General features: G+C 33.2%; 14 protein-coding genes. 6 read left to right on the top strand and 8 right to left on the bottom strand.

All coding sequences use genetic code 11. The features are described from left to right. The first annotated feature begins 149 nt into the window (after positions 1-149). From BUA99_RS06620 to BUA99_RS06600, 5 genes are read left to right on the top strand one after another with little or no spacing between them, the layout of a single operon-like run. Positions 150-2,318 (top strand): cbb3-type cytochrome c oxidase subunit I, encoded by a 2,169-nt coding sequence (locus BUA99_RS06620; protein ID WP_072989895.1) that lies wholly within the window; start codon positions 150-152, stop codon positions 2,316-2,318. A 5-nt stretch (positions 2,319-2,323) separates the two neighbouring features. Further along, complete coding sequence (locus BUA99_RS06615) at positions 2,324-3,337, top strand: cytochrome c (RefSeq protein ID WP_072989893.1); 1,014 nt, start codon at positions 2,324-2,326, stop codon at positions 3,335-3,337. A gap of 5 nt (positions 3,338-3,342) precedes the next feature. Then, positions 3,343-3,603, top strand: a complete 261-nt coding sequence (locus BUA99_RS06610; RefSeq protein WP_072989892.1) for a hypothetical protein — start codon at positions 3,343-3,345, stop codon at positions 3,601-3,603. Between the two features lies 1 nt (position 3,604). Further along, positions 3,605-4,003 (top strand): cytochrome C, encoded by a 399-nt coding sequence (locus BUA99_RS06605; RefSeq protein WP_072989890.1) that lies wholly within the window; start codon positions 3,605-3,607, stop codon positions 4,001-4,003. 4 nt (positions 4,004-4,007) lie between these two features. After that, a complete protein-coding gene (locus tag BUA99_RS06600; RefSeq protein WP_084673492.1) occupies positions 4,008-4,874 on the top strand; it encodes a helix-turn-helix domain-containing protein in 867 nt (288 codons plus the stop codon). A 168-nt stretch (positions 4,875-5,042) separates the two neighbouring features. Here the strand turns inward: BUA99_RS06600 and BUA99_RS15470 are convergent, their stop codons facing one another. From BUA99_RS15470 to BUA99_RS06570, 6 genes are all read right to left on the bottom strand, one after another. Then, the gene (locus BUA99_RS15470) at positions 5,043-5,174 is read right to left on the bottom strand and encodes a hypothetical protein (protein ID WP_262487697.1); all 132 of its coding nucleotides are present in this window, start codon (positions 5,172-5,174) and stop codon (positions 5,043-5,045) included. 528 nt (positions 5,175-5,702) lie between these two features. Continuing rightward, on the bottom strand, positions 5,703-6,251 hold the full coding sequence (locus tag BUA99_RS06595) for a PepSY-associated TM helix domain-containing protein (RefSeq protein WP_072989885.1): 549 nt from the start codon (positions 6,249-6,251) through the stop codon (positions 5,703-5,705). Positions 6,252-6,365: 114 nt separating this feature from the next. Beyond that, positions 6,366-8,753 (bottom strand): TonB-dependent siderophore receptor, encoded by a 2,388-nt coding sequence (locus tag BUA99_RS06590; protein ID WP_143151726.1) that lies wholly within the window; start codon positions 8,751-8,753, stop codon positions 6,366-6,368. A gap of 244 nt (positions 8,754-8,997) precedes the next feature. Beyond that, the gene (locus BUA99_RS06585) at positions 8,998-11,325 is read right to left on the bottom strand and encodes a type IA DNA topoisomerase (protein ID WP_072989880.1); all 2,328 of its coding nucleotides are present in this window, start codon (positions 11,323-11,325) and stop codon (positions 8,998-9,000) included. A 418-nt stretch (positions 11,326-11,743) separates the two neighbouring features. Then, entirely contained in the window at positions 11,744-12,223 is a 480-nt protein-coding gene (locus BUA99_RS06575) for a DUF6265 family protein (RefSeq protein WP_072989876.1), read from the bottom strand. A 338-nt stretch (positions 12,224-12,561) separates the two neighbouring features. Then, positions 12,562-13,407 carry a formate/nitrite transporter family protein gene (locus BUA99_RS06570; RefSeq protein ID WP_072989873.1) on the bottom strand — a complete coding sequence of 282 codons (846 nt, stop codon included), beginning with the start codon at positions 13,405-13,407 and terminating at the stop codon, positions 12,562-12,564. Positions 13,408-13,693: 286 nt separating this feature from the next. On the opposite strand from BUA99_RS06570, the gene BUA99_RS06565 reads away from it, so the two are divergent. Continuing rightward, positions 13,694-16,522, top strand: a complete 2,829-nt coding sequence (locus tag BUA99_RS06565; RefSeq protein ID WP_072989871.1) for a M16 family metallopeptidase — start codon at positions 13,694-13,696, stop codon at positions 16,520-16,522. A 198-nt stretch (positions 16,523-16,720) separates the two neighbouring features. Here the strand turns inward: BUA99_RS06565 and BUA99_RS06560 are convergent, their stop codons facing one another. Continuing rightward, on the bottom strand, positions 16,721-17,080 hold the full coding sequence (locus BUA99_RS06560) for a hypothetical protein (protein WP_072989868.1): 360 nt from the start codon (positions 17,078-17,080) through the stop codon (positions 16,721-16,723). Positions 17,081-17,139: 59 nt separating this feature from the next. Then, complete coding sequence (locus BUA99_RS06555) at positions 17,140-18,318, bottom strand: AIR synthase related protein (protein ID WP_072990624.1); 1,179 nt, start codon at positions 18,316-18,318, stop codon at positions 17,140-17,142. Between the last annotated feature and the right edge of the window lie 135 nt (positions 18,319-18,453).

The raw sequence follows: 18,453 nt of genomic DNA, 5'->3' as shown, positions 1-18,453 counted from the left end.
ATTCTGAAAATTTTCAGGGTTGGGATTTTTAAGTCTTGAACAATAGTTAAATATCACTTACAGTAAATAGTACCATCATTACAACTTTTATTACCATAAATCGATAAGCTTCTATTTTTATTTTTACACCTTGTATAAAATAATATAATATGATATTCAAAACAATAAATCGTTTATTTAAATCTAAGCTACAGCTGGTTATTATAACTCTTTGTCTATTTTTCCAGCCTTTTATTGGTTTCTCTCAAAATGATACTGATATTAGTTTTTTTCCTAACAAATCTATACAATTTATAGATTTGCTCATCACAGTCGTTTTGATCACAGTCGCATCTATTGTTGTGTTATTGTTAAAGCTCATTTCTAATACTAATAAGACAGCCAACGACCAGACGGAACATCAAAAAAGCAAGTTTAAAGAATATATCACTAATCTAAATGCTGCTGAAATTGATGTTATTAAAAGTAAAAGAAGCAATAGTAATAAAAGGCTTTCTGTTGTTATTATAGGATTACTTTATCTCTCTCCGCAAATTATTTTTGCACAGACTGGTCCAGCAAAAAGGGAAGACATTTTCTCTGAACCCGGAATCGTAATTACTTTAGTGCTAATTTTTATTCCACTTTTTTTCGCTTTAATTTATTTAGTTTCAAAAGTGACTACCAGTTTTAGGAATTATAATAATTTTCAAAAACTCAAAGAAGCAGAAGCATTTGCCGAATTTATCTCTGATGACGAAAATTTGCCGAGTGACACGGAATTAGAGGAAATCAAACAAAAGTCAACTTTTGAAGTAGTTCCCAATGAAATTTCTGCTGGTAAAAAATCACACGATTCTAAAGGTTTACTGAAAAATGTAACTTCTGAAACTAATTACCGATTCTTCGCTACAAAAAGACCGCCAATAAAACGTCCAAAAATCGATCCTGCACTGACGAAGTTGGTTTTGTGGTTTTTAGGAACAGCTGTCTTTTGGCTTTTTGTGGGTAGTTCTGTTGGCGAATATGTGGGAATTAAATTTATAGTCCCTGATGCTGATACCTATAGTTGGTTGAGCATTGGCCGCCTGCGTGCCGTTCATACTAATTTAGTTTTTTGGGCTTGGGCAACTATCGGAATTATGGGCTTGGGTTATTACATTGTTCCTATGGTAAGCAATGCCCCTTTGAATAGTATAAAAAATGGTTGGATCGCACTTATTTGTGTAAATTTTGCCATGTTTGTAGGAGCTATAACAATTATGGCAGGAATTAATAATGGGGGTGGAGAATATCGTGAAATCATTTGGCCTATTATGGCAATTTGGGCTGTTGGATTACTTCTTACTGTAATTAATTTTATAAAAACAATTGCTAAACGCACCACTACTGAAATTTATATCTCCAATTGGTTCATTGTTGCTTCTTATATATTTATTTTAATTGTTGCTTTTATCGCTTACATCCCAATGGGACAAGATGGAATTGGCGAAACTATTGTGCAAGGTTATTACATGCATCAAGCAGTAGGAATGTGGTTTATGTTTTCTATGTTAGGTGTTCTTTATTATTTATTACCGCAACAATTGAATAAACCTATTTATTCCTATAGTTTAGGAGTTTTAGCGTTCTGGTCGCAAATATTGTTCTACACAGTTATAGGTACTCACCACTTTGTATTTAGTGCTTTACCTTGGTGGTTGCAAACGGTTGCCATTGTAGGAAGTGTGGGAATGCTAATTCCAGTAGTTGCAGGAACTACTAATTACATAATGACATTGCGAGGTTCTTGGAGTAAAGTGAGTAATAGTTATTCGCTACCTTTCTTTTTTGTAGGGATCATTTATTATTTTACAGGATCTTTTCAAGGAACAGCCGAGGCCTTTCGTTCTACTAATTTAATTTGGCACTTTACTGATTTTACGATTGCTCACTCGCACATCACCATGTACGGAATTATTACTTTCTTACTTTTTGGAGGAATTTACGCTATAGTCCCTCGACTCACAGGAAAAGAACCACCACAATTAGGGGTAGGAGCGCATTTCTGGTTGGCATTAATAGGTTTGCAATTTTATACTATTCCATTGATGATTGGTGGTACTCTAAAAGGATTAATGTGGGCTGAAGGTGCTCCATTTATAGATAGTGTTGTCATGATGGGTCCGTATTGGTTGTGGAGAGCAATTGGAGGAACTTTAATGTGGCTTTCGCATATTGTGTTAGTTTATAATATGTATAAAATGCTACAACCAACTGTGGATGTTGATGTTAAGGAAAAAGCATTTGAAATTATCAATCAAAATTTGGAAACAAATTTGGCTGAACCTAAAATTTAATTACGATGAGTATATTTCACGATCATAAAAAATTATTTACGGCGGCGTCACTATTATTTGGGACTCTGACACTTTTTGTTGCTGTAATTCCAAGTTTGTATAATCAAAAAAACAGCGTTCCGTTGTACGGAGCTATTCCTTTAACAGAGGCTCAGGAAGCAGGAAGACAAATCTATATTAGTAATGGGTGCGTAGGCTGTCACACGCAGCAAGTCCGAAATGTAGATATGGATAAAACATGGGGAAAACGTCCGGGAATTGCAGCGGATTATGCGTTAAGTACTCGAAAAAGTATTTGGCAAAACGCAGGAACTTTGATGGGAACCGAGCGTACAGGTCCCGATTTGACGAATATTGGTGAACGTCAGCCAAGTCAAGATTGGCATTTAGTTCACCTGTACAATCCAAGAATCGTTACGCCACAATCTATTATGGCACCTTATCCATGGCTATTTGAGGTCAAAGACAAAGCAGCAAAAGGGGATGTTAAAGTTGCGGTTCCAGAAGCATTCATGAAAGGCCAAAAAGGAATTGTAGTGGCTACACAAGATGGCTTAAATTTAGTAGCCTATCTACAAAGCTTGAAACAAGTTAAATTACCAGATGGTATGCCAGATCCAAAATTTTTATACAAGAAAGAGAAAAAAGAGGCAATGGCTGTTGCAGGTGGTGCTGAGCCTGAGCTAAATGGAAGTGATTTATATGCTGCAAATTGTATGGCTTGTCACCAGCAAAATGGTGAAGGACTTGCTGGGGCATTTCCACCTTTAAAGGGAAGTAAAGTTGTGCTCAATGATGACTCTGAAATTATGGTTGCCATTATTATGAATGGATATAACGCTCAAGAACAATACGGTGTTATGCCCGCTGTTGGGACAAATGCTGGTCTTACCGCCGAAGAAGTAGCAGCTATCATGAACCATGAGAAAACGAGTTGGGGTAATGATGCCAAAAAAGTGACAGTGGATCAAGTAAAAAAATTAATGGAGCTTGCAAAAGCAACCGCACCAGTACAATAAATAGTATGAAAAAATCAATCTTTATTACGCTTTTTAGCCTTTTTTCAGTAGGTTTATTTGCTTGTCCAGTTTGTGATAAACAACAGCCTAAAATTTTACAAGGTATCGCACACGGGGCAGGTCCAGACGGAAACGTGGATTATGCTATCGTGATTGCAATGAGTATCATCGTTTTGATAACACTTTTTTACTCAGTGAAATACATTGTTCAACCAAAAGAAACAAATAGTAATCACATTAAACGAACCATCCTAAAATTCGACTAATATGGACAGTAAAACAAAAGTGATTATATTTGTAGATGAGGACGTTTTGCCGATAGGCGAATTTATAACGCCGGTAAATTTTGATTTGGACACCAGAAAACTGATCGATGGATTACACCATTTAAAAATAGTAAGCAAAGATCCTATTGGAAAGGAAGGGATAAAAATCATTCCATTCATGGTAAGAAACGGGCCTTCAATTACCATTGATGGCCTAGATCCAAATGATGAAGTGGATGGTATTTTGCCTTTAATGATAAACGCTTATGGTAAAGGAAATCAAAAGCAATTTTTAATTGACGGTTCTGAAACACCTAAAAGTGTGCCGTCAGGAGTCATTGCGGGAATTATCGCTTTTGTAGCATGGGCTATATATTATACAATTACTTCTTTAGGATAAAATTATGTGTGAAATAAAAAATATCAACTCTACCGCTATTGCCCGAAATAAGTTGAAATTTTCTATTTATAAAACGATTGATTTTCTCCCCTACATGAAAGAATTGGATGTTCCGCACAGACATAATTACAATATGATTTTGTTGAACGAACGTAATTCAGGAAAACAACTAGTTGATTTTGAGGAATGTGTAATAGAACCATTTTCTATTACATGCTTGCATTACGGACAAATTCATCAATGGTTAGATTATGATAAAATTGAAGGTTATATAATTATATTCGAAAACGATTTCTTTGCATTGCGCCATCAAAATTATCAACTAAGTGAGTTTTCATTTTTAACATATAGACACAAAATTCCTTACGCTACAGTTTCACGGGAGCAATTTGAAAATTTAAAATCGATTGCAATTTGGATGTTAAAAGAGTTTAACGGAAAGGAAAATAATTTTGATAAACATTTATATTCTTTACTTAATTTATTATTGTTAGAATTGGATCGTTTGTTCAAAACAAATAATAAAAACACTGAATTCACTCAGTCTCTTCAATTAATTTATCATTTTGAGGAACTGATTGATAAATATTATAGAGAGAAGCATTTTGTAAAAGATTACGCCTCAATATTGCACGTGCGTCCTAACTACCTTAATGCCGTTTGCAATGAAGTAACGAATAGTGCAGCAGGTGATTTAATTCGGAATAGAATCATTCTAGAAGCGAAACGATTGTTAATCCACGAGAAAAAAACAGCATCAGAGATTGCTTATGAATTAGGATTTACTGATAATTCATATTTTGGTCGATTCTTTAAAAAATACGAAAATAATACTCCTGATGGCTTTAAAAAGATGTTTTTAAAATCTTAGCTTTAACTACTTAAGGAGATGTAAAAAGTCTTTACAATTCGCATTAAAATTCATCACTCTTCAAGAAGCTTGGAATATTACTAAAATAATCTTCGCCGTAGAATTTTATAAAATCTCCGTTGAATTTAAGAAAAAAAAGGCCTTATCATTTTTATGAAGTGTAAAGACTTAAGTAGAAAAACCCCCAGTATCTAATATAAAATTCGGTTTTACCTCAAGTTGCTTTTCAAAGAACGCCTGTTCTGAGAAAATAAAGAACGCAATAGTGTTGTTTTCTTCGCATATTGTTTTGTATTTCATGGTCTTCCTTTATTTATAAATATTGACGCACCATCTTTACTTTTACATGCTGAGAAACAATTCTAAGCATTTTGACTAAAATTTATTTAAATAAATTTGTCTGTAGGCAGTATTGTATTTTAAAACTTTTTCAAGTGCAGGTATTAATTTAATGAATTGTTCAGAATTTAAATTATCCGAAAATAATTTTATACATGTCTTGTACACCTAATTGAATTTACTGTTTACATTTAAATTTTTAGTAGTTTTTTTCATTAATGAACGTGATAAAGTTACCAGTAATGGTGCTATCAAGGAGAAATATTGTAATGAATTCATAAGTTATTTGTTTTTTTAAACAATTGTTTTTACTGTAAATTGGAAGGCGTGAAATTTACTAAGATGTAAGATTAGAATAGATATAACTTAATTTATCGTTCATCAATGCATGAAAATTCTAATGGAATGTCTGGGTGATAAATCAGAAACACAAAAATCCGTCTCGCTATTTTTAAACGAGACGGATCAGTGAGTACATCGCTGTACTTATTACCCCAACAAAAACAAGAAAATTAGTGGAAATATAATTCCTGCAAGAGCGAGTTTCCAGCCGCGTTCTTTAAAACTAAACTTACCGCCCTTTACCATTATCGTTCCAGTAAGTGCAATCGCTATTAAACTAAGCGCAAAAATATCAGAATAATAAATCCAAAAGTTAGAAGTGCTTTTGTGTAATTTCATCGTTTGGCTGATGATTGGTGTTTTTATAAAAGTAACCACTTCACCTTTTCCAGTTGCAACATCTATTTCAACATCGTGATTTTCAAACGAAATTTTCAAAGCTCCTTTTTTTACATTGTGCTTACGAAGTTTATCTTCAATACCTAAAGTTTTACCTAACTCTTCTGCAAATTTTTCAGTGATTTTATCTTCTGCCGGAAGCGTAACATTAATTACTTTAGTATTTGTAGTGTACTTTTCAGGATGCCAAGAATCTCTATGGTTCATTAGTAATCCAGATGCAGCGAACGAAATAATAAGTCCTACATAAAAATAACCTAAATCTCTATGAAGATTGCGAAATGTTTTCTTTTTCATTCGTTTTTAATGTTTTTGAATTGGCGAAAATAATACAAAATACAACCACTTATAAAAACTTTTTTCTAATTTTTCATTTTCTGAGAATACAAAAAAAAGTTTTTTAGTGCTCTTTTAGAATTTATATCGTAGCGATGTTAGAACTTGGCGAGGAGCAATTGGATTAACACTATAATTTTCATGTACCGTATAATTCAACTCATTAGTAATATTAGAAAGTTTACATAATATCGAGAATTTCCCCCATTCATAACCTGCAGAAAAATCAATAGTTGTATAATCATTTAATGGAATTTCACGATCCCAAATACCATTTGGATCTCCAGCTCTATATTGATTATTCCAGCCTCCTACACGGTTGCCTATATAATTAGTAGATGAGCCTATAGATAATCCTTTCAATAAACCTGTTGGCATTGTATAGAAGAAACTTAAATTTGCTGTATTTGCTGGTGTTCGAGCTAAACGATTGCCTTCTATGAAACTTCCCTCTAATCCTGATGTATTTGTATAGCGCATATCATTGTAACTATATCCTGCAATTATACTTAAGCCGTCTATAGGTCTAGCTGTAATATCTAATTCAACACCTTTACTTTTTGTAGATCCACTTAGTAATTTAATGCTTGAATCAGTATTAGGCGAACCATCGGCTTTAAATTCAGCAGTTTGTGCAAGATTACTATTTTCAATTTGATAGAAGGTGATGTTCGTACTCAATAAACCGCGCAAAAAATCATGCTTAATCCCTACTTCATATTGATCGATCAAAGATGGTTTGATCACTTTTAAATCAACTGTAGTTCCGGAATTTGGAGTAAAGGAGTTAGAATAACTAGCAAACAAAGAGATATCTTTACTAGGCTGATAGACCAATCCTACACGTGGCGTAAAAGCTTGATCCATACGTTTCGCAGCTTTGTCGATTATTGTTGGATTTTTGGTTAAATCAGTGGTTTCGGCTTGTGCTTCTTGCCAAGACCAGCGAACTCCAGCTAATACTTTGAATTTATCTGTAAGTGATATTAAATCTTGTGCATATATTCCAAAACGATTCGTATTTGTTTTAACTATTTTTGTGTTAGTGCCGTCTGGAATTGCACCTCCTTGATTAAAATTATCAAAGTCAAAAATATTTCCACTACCATAAGTTTTTGGCGAGAAAGTAAAGGTATATGCTTGCGCAAAAGAGTTTTCAAAATCAACTCCAGTATACAATTGATGTTTCACTTTTCCAGTTAAAAAGTTTCCTTGTAAACTAATTTGTTCGCCTAAAATTTGTTCTAAATTTCTATTTTGTCCTAGCGGTCTGCTCCAATCGCCATTCGCACTGGGTTGCACGCGTTCTGTTCCTTTTGAATCTCTTTCATAATTTTGAAATGAACTATTAAAATTAAGCTTCCAATAGTCATTAATTTCCTGCTTTACTAATCCAGAAACGCTTGCTTGTCTGGTTTGACCATTTGACCATGTAGCGCCTAAATAAGTACTTCGTGGCAAATCGGCAATTGTTTTTCCGATGATTCCAGTTCCAAAATCTGGTGTCCAATCATCGTGTAGATAATCCCCTTGTAACACAATCTCTGTTTTTTCAGCGACTTTAAAAAGCAATGAAGGATTGATATAATAACGTTCCTTTTTGACGACATCTCTAAAACTCTCTGAATTTTCATAAGAGCCGGTAAATCTATAGGCAATATTTTTATCTAAAGGGCCATAAATATCAATTGATGGTTTGTAAAACGCATTGCTGCCTAACTGCATTGTTATTTCTCCACCACTTGTAAAACTGGGCTTTTTTGTAACCATATTTAATATTCCCCCTGGCGCTACATTCCCAAAAAGTAGAGCAGCGCTTCCTTTAAGCACTTCAATTCGCTCTAGTGAAGAAACTTCTGGAACGGATCCATTGCTAAAACGGAATCCATTTTTAAACATATTATTAGCTGACATGTCATATCCTCTCGACCAAAAAGATTCCTGTGCACCACCTCGAGCTGATCCTACATAAACACCGTTTACATTTCTAATTACATCGCTCATTCGAACAGCTTGCTGCTGTTCAATCACGTCAGCGCCTATTACTTGTATACTTTGAGGTAAATCAATAGCCTTGATATTTAAGCCAGATAAAATAGATAATTTTTTCTTATTGGGACTTTGCTTAATTTTAATTACTAACTCTTTTAGAGTTGTAATATCCTCAATTAATTTGAATTCTATATAATTAGTTTGACCGCCTAAAACCAAAATTTGTTTTGACTGCTTTTTCATACCGTTTCCTTCTAAGGTAATTGTATGAGTTCCCACCGGGAAATTAGTAAAGTTAAAATCGCCGCTCGTGTTGGTTTCCGTAGTAGTTACATCTTTACCTAATTTAATGGCTATTCCTGCAAGTGGATATCCATCTGCTGAAAGAATTTTTCCCTTGATAATGCCATATTCCTGCGCTTGACCAAAAACTGATGTAAAAAATAAGATAATGAGTATTCTAAAATGCATGTTCATAAATTTATTTGGAATAATTAAAAATAATGATGCAAAGATAAAATCTCATTTTGATTTCACAAAGTTTATTTAGACTTAATATCAATAATATTTACGACAAAAAATTAAATAATTGATAATCAATTATGTAACATTAAAGTTTAACATTTGTTCAAAAATTAGAGCCCTTAGAATTTTAAGTTGTTAAGTTCTTTTAAGCGAAAAGTAGTATAAATCAAAGATGTGAGTGAGCTTTAAGTCAATAATTTTCAGACAAAATTCTAAAAACACGTTCCTTTGTGGGCTTCATGTTTTGTAATTTTTCGCGAACCACTGTAAAAAGTACTTGAAAATTACAGCCATATTTATAGTTGCTACAACCGTATGCTGCTTTTCCTTTTAAGACCGTTCCTTTATTACATTTAGGACATGGTATTGTTAATATGTTATTTTTACTAGTTTTTGATAGAGTAGGAGTATTTGTTTTTTTTGGTTCTAGTATAGTTTTAAAATTCTCATCAAAACGAAGCAAACCATCAACAAGTCCTGCATCTGTTTTGAAATCCTTTAAATTTACTGTCGAGCCTTTTTGTAATAAACGTAAAAATTGATTTTCTGATATTTTTTTTGAATTAAAGGTGTACGGTAACACAAAGTCACAACCTACCTTGTAATTAGCACAACCAAAAGCCGAATTTCCTCTGATAAGCTTGGCCTTTTTACATTTAGGACATACTTCTGCTAAAATTCCTTTTGCTTTCTTATTTTCAACGGCGATTATAATTTTCGGCGTCTTTTCAGTGTGTGAAATATTAGCATGTGTAGTTTCACTTCGTACTTCAGATACTAATCCTTCCACCATTTGTTTCATATTATTGATAAAAGCAGCAGCACTAAAAGTTCCTTTTTCAATATCTTTCAGTTGCTTTTCCCATGATCCTGTTAGTTCAGCTGATTTAACTAAATCATTTTGAATGATGTCAATCAATTTAATTCCGGTAGAAGTTGGTAAAACTTGCTTTTTATTCCGAACAATATATTGCCTCCTAAACAAAGTTTCTATGATATTTGCTCTAGTTGAAGGTCTGCCAATACCATTTTCTTTCATTAGTTCCCGTAGATCGTCATCATCAACTTGCTTGCCAGCCGTTTCCATTGCTCGTAACAAAGTGGCTTCTGTAAACTGATTAGGCGGTTTTGTTTCTTTCTCTAAAAAAGAAGGTTGGTGAGGGCCTTTTTCGCCCACTATAAAACTGGGTAGTAAATCTATTTCCTTTTCTTTGGCGTTCACACTTTGCGAACTTAAAGTATCAAATACAACGCGAAATCCTTTTTTTAAAATTTCTTTTCCAGTGGCCCTAAAAACAACATTATCCACTTTCCCTATAACTGTGGTGTTTGCTACTAAACAATCATCATAAAACACAGCAATAAATCGCTTTGTAATACTTTCATAAACTAGTTGCTGATTGTGTTGCAACTTATTTTGAACCCCTGTTGGGATAATTGCGTGGTGATCCGTAACTTTTTTATCATTAAAAACTTTAGGAGATTTTTTTATCTTTTTATCCAATAACGGTTGAATCAGTGCAGCGTAATTCGTTAATTTTTGCAAAATCCCAGCTACTTTTGGGTACACATCATTGGGTAAGAATGTCGTGTCAACTCTTGGATAACTAATCACTTTTTGCTCGTATAGTGTTTGTGCAATTTTCAAAGTTTCATCTGCCGAAAAGCCAAATTTAGTATTACAATAAACTTGCAAGCCTGTTAAGTCAAATAATTTTGGTGCAAACTCATTGCCGTTCTTTTTTTCCACTGAAACAATTTCAAATTCACAGTCCTTTACTTTATTTGCTAAAATCTCACCATCTTCTTTCTTTAAAAAACGTCCTTCCTCGTAATTAAAAAGAGTATCGCGATACATCGTTTGTAGCTCCCAATAAGGTTGAGATGTGAAAGTCTCAATTTCCTTGAAGCGATTTACAACCATTGCTAAAGTTGGCGTTTGTACGCGACCTATTGATAACACTTGCTTGTATCCGCCGTGTTTTACAGTGTACAACCGCGTTGCATTCATTCCAAGCAACCAGTCTCCTATCGCTCTGGAAAATCCTGCGTAATATAAATTATCGTAGTTAGAGGACGGTTTTAAGTTTTCAAAACCTTCTCTAATTGCTTCGGTGGTTAAGGATGAAATCCATAAACGCTTTACCTCACCTTTATAATTTGCTTCATTCATCACCCACCGCTGGATTAGTTCACCTTCTTGTCCAGCATCTCCGCAATTAATAACCAAGTCAGCTTTATCAAACAGACTTTTTATGATTTTAAATTGCTTTTGTATACCAGAATTGGCAACTACTTTTGTCTCAAACTTTTCCGGAAGCATAGGTAAATTATTTAAATCCCAACTTTTCCAGTGCGCTTTGTAATCATTAGGCTCTTTCAAAGTACATAAATGACCAAAAGTATAGGTCACAATATAACCATTGCCTTCAAAGTAGCCGTCATGCTTAGTATTTGCTCCTAAAACAGAAGCAATTTCACGAGCCACACTTGGTTTTTCAGCAATACAAACCTTCATTTTATCGTTTATTTAAAGTTGTAAAGTACCATTTTAGAAATTGAAATCGCAAGTAAATGAATGCGAGTTATAAACGTAATTTATTTTGTAGGTTTCTTTAAGAGCAGAAAAGTGATTTATTTGGTGACGATTCGTCCTGCTTTACGCTGTATCTCTTCGCTGCGCTTCGAGGATGCCACTTCAATCAGGGCTAATTATCGCGACTTAATTTCAGGACTAAATCTTAGAAATAAAAATGAATTCTTTAAGAATTTTTCTAAATTTGACGATCTAGAAGCAATTATTTTCACAAGCATAAGAAAATATTTTGTTTACTTAAACTCAGAAATATTTTTTAAAAAATGGTTATAATTTTTATCATTTGTGTCCTTTTGAAAACTAAATTTTGATATTATTTTAGACAAATAGTACAGATAATCTATTTTAATTTTATCATTGTATATTTTTCGGCACTTGGTTTACCTTGTTGAACACCTGAAATTTCGACAACTACATTGTTTTTTGACAATTGTTTGTAAATGATTTTTTGAGGATAATCCTGTTTCAAGTTTGCAAAAACCAGTTGTTTTTCGTCTGAAACTATTAAATTAAATACAACGGGCTTATCACCACTTTGTCCTTTAATAGTAGAGTGATACGTTAGTTCATCTGTCTTTTGCTGCAGCGATATAAACTCAAAATGCAAAGTGTCTTTGTTTTTGATAAAGTAAGAAGTCGCCTCAAAGGTGCTGTCGTTAACTTTTGTCCAATTTTCAGTTAATGTTCCGTCGACGGATTTGTTTTCCCACTTTCCCAATAAATCATGAGCTAATTTAATTTTATCTTTTTCACCTGCGTTTGCATCTTTACAAGCAACAAAACTCAGGACGATTAAGGAAACAACGATAGTATTTTTCATTTGAATATTAGGCTTACTATTATTTCGAAAGCGATGCAAAATTATGAAAAAGAGTGAAACGAAAATAAAAAATAATTAATGTAAAAAATAGTAGCTTTAGATCGAAATCACCGAAATAAAATTCCGGATTAAACCGTAATTATCGCTCGGGATTTTAACCATTATAATTAGCTTTAAAAAAAGTCATTCGCATGAATTATGATAATTTAAAAAAATATACGTCTTGTTCAGATTAATAATTAACTACATTCAAATACTAAATTGTTGTATCTATTTTGATAATGTAAAAAATTTCATAAACAACAAAATATAGTGTTGTAAAAAATATTTATCAATAATTACTCGGAATAATTAGATTCAAATATTCGATATTTAAAAAGTCCAACGACTATTGCGCCGCCAATTGCGTTTCCAAGTAAAGCTAAAAGTAAAAACCACAAATAGTCTACTAAAGTAATGGCATCGGAATATAAATAAGCACCAAACACTTCTAAATTTCCAACAATGCTATGATGAAATCCACCAAAACCAATTACGCCTGTAATTATAAAAATTAGAATTATACGCGTCATTGAGTTTATGGTGCTGTTCAATAACCAATTCAGCAAACCCATAAGCCAACCAGCAACTATTGCACTCAAAAATAAAACCCAACTTTCATGGTGAATTACATGTGTACCAATACTGACCATCGTTTCATGCGTGAACAATTTTAGATTTGGCCCTAAAAATGCAATAAATAGAGTAAATAAAATTCCGCCGACAACATTTCCTAAGATCACTAATCCCCAAATTCTAAATAATTCCCAAATAGAGCGTTGGCCGTTCAAAACGGGCAGAGTCAATACAGATGTTTGCTCCGTAAATAAAGCAGATTTGCCTAAAATAACAAACATGAATCCTACAGGATATACAAAACTGAACATTTTAAAAATAGTGGTTTCCTCGTAAGTTCCCTGTAATGAAAAATATAAGGTACAAAGTAATAAATAACTAAATCCAATTTCTAAACCTGCGATAACAGCACTTAAAGTCAATGCTTGGCTTTTTATTTTAAATATTTCTTCGCCCTCGTGAATCACTCTGCTTAAGATGTCACGGTATTCACTAACTCCATCAATCTCTTTTGAAGTTTCCTCTAATTCTTGCTGGTGTTTCTCTTGACTTTTATTTTCTGGTTCCATAAATTTTCTGTTAAAGTAAATGGTTGTGCTATTATATTTGTTCCCAAAACATTTTTAGTTCACACTTTTATTTAGCAACGATCCTAATTATATAGTGAATTATAATAGGTGAAAGATAAGAAGTTAAATTAGTAAATGTTTTATTTATTTATTATTTCAGGCGATCTTATTCAAGAGCATAACAAATTATTACTTCGATATAAATCATTTTTTAATTTATCGCAATTATTTATTAATTTAGTTGTTTAAAATCAAAGTTGTAACAAAGCCAAAACTCAAACATATCATGAAAAAAATTCAATCTCTATCTCTCTATTTATTTATTTGTGTTTCAATTTCTAGCTATTCACAGAATGAGAAATCTAAAGATTTTAAGGTAGATTTCGAAAAATTTACATTAAAAAATGGATTGCAAGTTATCTTGCACGTTGATAGATCAGATCCTGTTGTGGCTGTTGCTCTAACAAGTCATGTGGGTTCAGCAAGAGAAAAAGTGGGTAGAACTGGGTTTGCACATTTATTTGAACATCTACTATTTTTAGAATCAGAGAATCTAGGTAAAGGTGGATTAGATAAAATGAGTGCACGCATTGGTGGCGAGGGAGCAAATGGATCCACGAGCCGCGATCGAACAAATTACTTTCAAACAGTTCCAAAAGATGCCTTAGAAAAAATGATCTGGGCCGAGGCTGATAAATTAGGTTATTTTATCAATACGGTAACTGAGCCTGTTTTAGCTAAAGAGAAACAAGTGGTGAAAAATGAAAAAAGACAGAGTTATGACAATAGACCTTATGGACATACTAATTCTGTGATTTCTAAAAATTTATATCCTGAAACGCATCCGTACAATTGGGAAGTAATTGGTTCACTTGAAGATTTGCAAAACGCTACACTTGAAGATGTAAAAAACTTTTATAACCGCTGGTACGTTCCTAATAATGTAACATTAACTATTGCTGGAGATTTTGATGTAATACAAACTAAAAGTTGGGTTGAAAAATATTTTGGCGAGATTAAACGAGGTCAAGATATCCCAAAAATGGAAAAGCAAGCAGTAAGTCTAACGACAACTAAAAAATTATATTACGAAGATAATTTTGCACGACTACCACAACTTACACTTACTTGGCCTTCAGTTTATGAATATCATCCTGATAGCTATGCGCTTGAAGTTCTGGCTAGTTATTTATCAAAAGGTAAAAAAGCACCACTCTATAAAACACTCGTCGAAGATAAAAAGTTAACTGATGCTGTAGATATTTATCAATACAATTCCGAAATTGCTGGTCAATATATGTTAAGTGTAACTGCATTTGAAAAAACAAATCTTAATGCCGTAATGAATGGCATAAATGAGGCATTTAAGGACTTTGAATCCAAAGGGATTTCGCAACAAGATCTTGACAGAATTAAAGCAGGACAAGAAACTGCTTTTTATACAAGCTTATCAAGTGTTCTCGGGAAAGGATTTCAGCTTGCTCAGTATGAGATTTTTGCAGGAAATCCAAATTATATCACTCAAGATGTGAAGAACATTCTTGCAGTAACTACTGAAGATGTAATGCGAGTTTATCAAAAATACATTAAAGGGAAAAACTTTATTGCCACTAGTTTTGTACCAAAAGGAGAATCTAATCTTGTTTTATCTGAATCAAAACTGGCAACAGTAGTAGAGGAAAAAATAATTGAAGGTAAAGAAGATTCTTTTGACGCAAGTATTGTAGCAACTTATGATAAAACACCATCGTCATTTGACCGAAGTGCCGAGCCTGCTTATGGAGAAAGTCCTGATGTAAAATTACCTAAAGTATGGAAAAGTAAATTATCATCTGGTTTAAACTTAATAGGAATTGAGAATTATGAAGTACCATTAGTACAGTTTCAACTACAAATAAAAGGAGGAATGTTGCTTGAAAAATCGACTCAAATTGGAGTTTCTAATATGCTGGCGGATTTACTGACTAAAGGCACAAAAAATAAAACACCAGAGCAACTAGAGAACGCTATTGAAAGTTTAGGAGCAACAATTAAAGCTTATTCTTCTGATGAAGGCATATTTATTAGCGGAAGTTCACTGGCAAAAAATTATAAAGCGACTGCAGCACTAGTGCAGGAAATAATTCTTCAGCCTAGATGGGACACGAAGGAATTTGATTTAATTAAGCAAAGCACGTTGAGCCAAGTTCAACAGCAAAAAGCTGATCCTAATAGCATTGCGAGAAATGAATTTAAAAAATTAGTGTATGGAAATGAATCTATATTATCTCACAATAGAATAGGGACTGAGAAAAGTGTGGAGAGTATTTCAATGGATGATTTGAAAAGTTATTATCTACTTAACGGATCGCCATCCGTTTCTAATTTTCAAATTGTAGGAGCTGTTTCAGAGAATGAAGTAATAAAATCAGTTTCTTCTTTGAATAAAGAATGGAAGTCTAAAGAAGTTTTATTTCCTAAAATGCCAGCTGCTAATGTAGTTACGGCATCTAAGATATATTTTTATGATGTTCCTGGCGCAAAACAGTCCGTGATTAGAATTGGATATCCTGCTTTAGCAGCTACTGATACTGATTTTTATCCAGCTACTATTTTAAATTATCGTTTAGGTGGTGGAGGATTTGCATCACAATTAACCCAACAATTACGTGAAGGAAAAGGATATACGTATGGCATAGGGTCATCTTTTTCAGGATCTAACAATAAAGGGCCGTTTAGTATTTCTAGTGGCGTTCGTTCTAATATTACATTTGAAGCCGTAAGTTTAATTAAAGAAATCTTGAATAATTATGGCAAAAATTTCAATGAAAACGATCTCGATGTTACTAAAGGTTATTTAATAAAGAGTAATGCTAGAGAATTTGAAACACTTAGTTCAAAATTAGATATGTTGTACAACATAAGCAATTATGGCTATACGGATGCTTACGCAAAAGAACAAGAGGATGTTGTAAAAAATATATCGTTAGCCAATGTAAAAGTGCTTTCAGACAAATATTTAAACGCAGATAAAATGATTTACTTGATTATAGGCGATGCAGAAACGCAACTAGGGAAATTGGAGCAAATTGGTTTTGGAAAACCGATACTTTTAAATGAATCTGCTACAAAATAAAAAACGAGCAAGTAATAAAAGTATTGTTTATTTATACGAATCGTTTTTAGCCCAGAAAGAAGTGAAAAGCCCGGACTACAAAAAAATAATTTTTATTATCCTGAAAGAGCGACTAAAAGAAGCTCCTTTCAGGATTTAGAAAAATATTTTTTTTAGGGAGGACTTGAAACGGAGTGCTGGATCTAGCTCCTTATAGTATTATTCAGCCATATCATCATATCGCTGCGGAACTTGCGGGTCATAGAGCGCACAATTGAATTCCTCCATAATATTGACTAACGTGTCCATAGTTTTACCCTCGGTGCCATAACAATCAATTTTTATACTTTGAGGTGTAGTTCTAATGTGAAAAGCTCCTAATCCGTCGTTATTTTTCCAACTTCTCTCATCTACTTTTTCCCATTTTAAAAATACTTTTGCAATTCTATTTAGAATAATCTGAACAGGAAGCTCCTCAAGTCCATCAATGTCTGATTGTTCCTCAATAATGGCTTCGTAAACTTCGTGGTGATTTAGATATATTCCTTCAATATAATTCCAAAAAAGTAATTCGTACATGTTAATATCTATAAAATTGAAATAATTAGATTAAAATATAAAACTATTCAATGGATTAATTAATATTCAAAAGTTCCGTGTTCGCTGCTAATCGTTAGCTTTTTACCATCTGATTCACTCACTCGCCCTACAATTTGAGCATCAACGTTAAAAGATTTTGAAATTGAAATAATATCTTGCGCAATAGCTTCAGAAACGTAAATTTCCATTCGGTGTCCACAATTAAACACTTGATACATTTCTTTCCAGTCGGTTTGTGACTGCTCTTGAATCAATTTAAAAAGTGGTGGTACGGGAAATAAATTATCTTTTATGACATGCAGATTTTCAATAAAATGTAAAATTTTTGTTTGAGCACCGCCACTGCAATGAACCATTCCATGAATCTCGCTGGAAGTATATTTGTCTAAAATTTTCTTAATAATTGGCGCGTAAGTTCGTGTTGGCGAAAGCACTAATTGTCCAGCATTGATAGGAGAATTTTCTACTTTATCAGTTAATTGGACTTGACCAGAATAAATTAAGTCCTCAGGAACAGCTGCATCATAACTTTCTGGATACTTGGTTGCCAAATATTTTTCAAAAACATCATGTCTGGCTGATGTAAGTCCGTTACTTCCCATTCCACCATTATAACTTTTCTCGTAACTAGCTTGACCAAAAGAAGCTAGCCCAACAATTACATCACCAGCTTTAATGTTGGCATTATCAATTACTTTGCTGCGTTTCATACGAGCCGTTACGGTTGAGTCAACAATTATTGTGCGCACAATATCACCTACATCAGCAGTTTCGCCTCCTGTTGAATGAATAGTAACTCCAAAGGTTTCAAGTTCTTTTATTAATTCTTCAGTTCCATTTATAATTGCTGAAATAACTTCTGCGGGAATCAAGTTTTTATTTCGACCAATAGTGGAAGAAAGCAAAATATTGTCAGTTGCACCTACGCATAATAAATCGTCAATATTCATTATCAATGCGTCTTGAGCTATGCCTTTCCAAACTGAAATATCGTCCGTTTCTTTCCAATACATATATGCTAAAGAGGATTTAGTTCCAGCTCCATCTGCATGCATGATAAGACAATACTCATGATCTTGAGTTAAATAATCGGGAACAATTTTACAGAAAGCCTGCGGAAACAATCCTTTGTCAATATTTTTTATGGCATTATGTACATCTTCTTTAGATGCCGAAACGCCTCTAAGTGCATATCGTTTTGAAGTATCTGAACTCATGTAGTATAGTTGTAAAATCTGTTTTGAAGCAGTTAGTTGTTGGACAAAGGTAAATATTTTAATTGGGTTTTGAATATGATGTTTTATTAAGAATGAATCCTTGCAATTTATAATTTTGAAAAAAAAGATGCCTAA

This window comes from Flavobacterium segetis, assembly GCF_900129575.1.
In the GTDB taxonomy this organism is placed as follows: Bacteria; Bacteroidota; Bacteroidia; order Flavobacteriales; family Flavobacteriaceae; genus Flavobacterium; species Flavobacterium segetis.
Note: the sequence above shows the minus strand (reverse complement) of the source record. Positions and strands in the feature narration are given on the sequence as shown.

Coding starts and splice junctions, on each gene's coding strand:
- BUA99_RS06615 (WP_072989893.1), top strand. CDS start 2,324: ATGAGTATATTTCACGATCATAAAAAATTATTTACGGCGGCGTCACTA.
- BUA99_RS06555 (WP_072990624.1), bottom strand. CDS start 18,318: ATGAGTTCAGATACTTCAAAACGATATGCACTTAGAGGCGTTTCGGCA.
- BUA99_RS06575 (WP_072989876.1), bottom strand. CDS start 12,223: ATGAAAAATACTATCGTTGTTTCCTTAATCGTCCTGAGTTTTGTTGCT.
- BUA99_RS06585 (WP_072989880.1), bottom strand. CDS start 11,325: ATGAAGGTTTGTATTGCTGAAAAACCAAGTGTGGCTCGTGAAATTGCT.
- BUA99_RS15470 (WP_262487697.1), bottom strand. CDS start 5,174: ATGAAATACAAAACAATATGCGAAGAAAACAACACTATTGCGTTCTTT.
- BUA99_RS06595 (WP_072989885.1), bottom strand. CDS start 6,251: ATGAAAAAGAAAACATTTCGCAATCTTCATAGAGATTTAGGTTATTTT.
- BUA99_RS06560 (WP_072989868.1), bottom strand. CDS start 17,080: ATGTACGAATTACTTTTTTGGAATTATATTGAAGGAATATATCTAAAT.
- BUA99_RS06605 (WP_072989890.1), top strand. CDS start 3,605: ATGGACAGTAAAACAAAAGTGATTATATTTGTAGATGAGGACGTTTTG.
- BUA99_RS06620 (WP_072989895.1), top strand. CDS start 150: ATGATATTCAAAACAATAAATCGTTTATTTAAATCTAAGCTACAGCTG.
- BUA99_RS06565 (WP_072989871.1), top strand. CDS start 13,694: ATGAAAAAAATTCAATCTCTATCTCTCTATTTATTTATTTGTGTTTCA.
- BUA99_RS06590 (WP_143151726.1), bottom strand. CDS start 8,753: ATGCATTTTAGAATACTCATTATCTTATTTTTTACATCAGTTTTTGGT.
- BUA99_RS06610 (WP_072989892.1), top strand. CDS start 3,343: ATGAAAAAATCAATCTTTATTACGCTTTTTAGCCTTTTTTCAGTAGGT.
- BUA99_RS06600 (WP_084673492.1), top strand. CDS start 4,008: ATGTGTGAAATAAAAAATATCAACTCTACCGCTATTGCCCGAAATAAG.
- BUA99_RS06570 (WP_072989873.1), bottom strand. CDS start 13,407: ATGGAACCAGAAAATAAAAGTCAAGAGAAACACCAGCAAGAATTAGAG.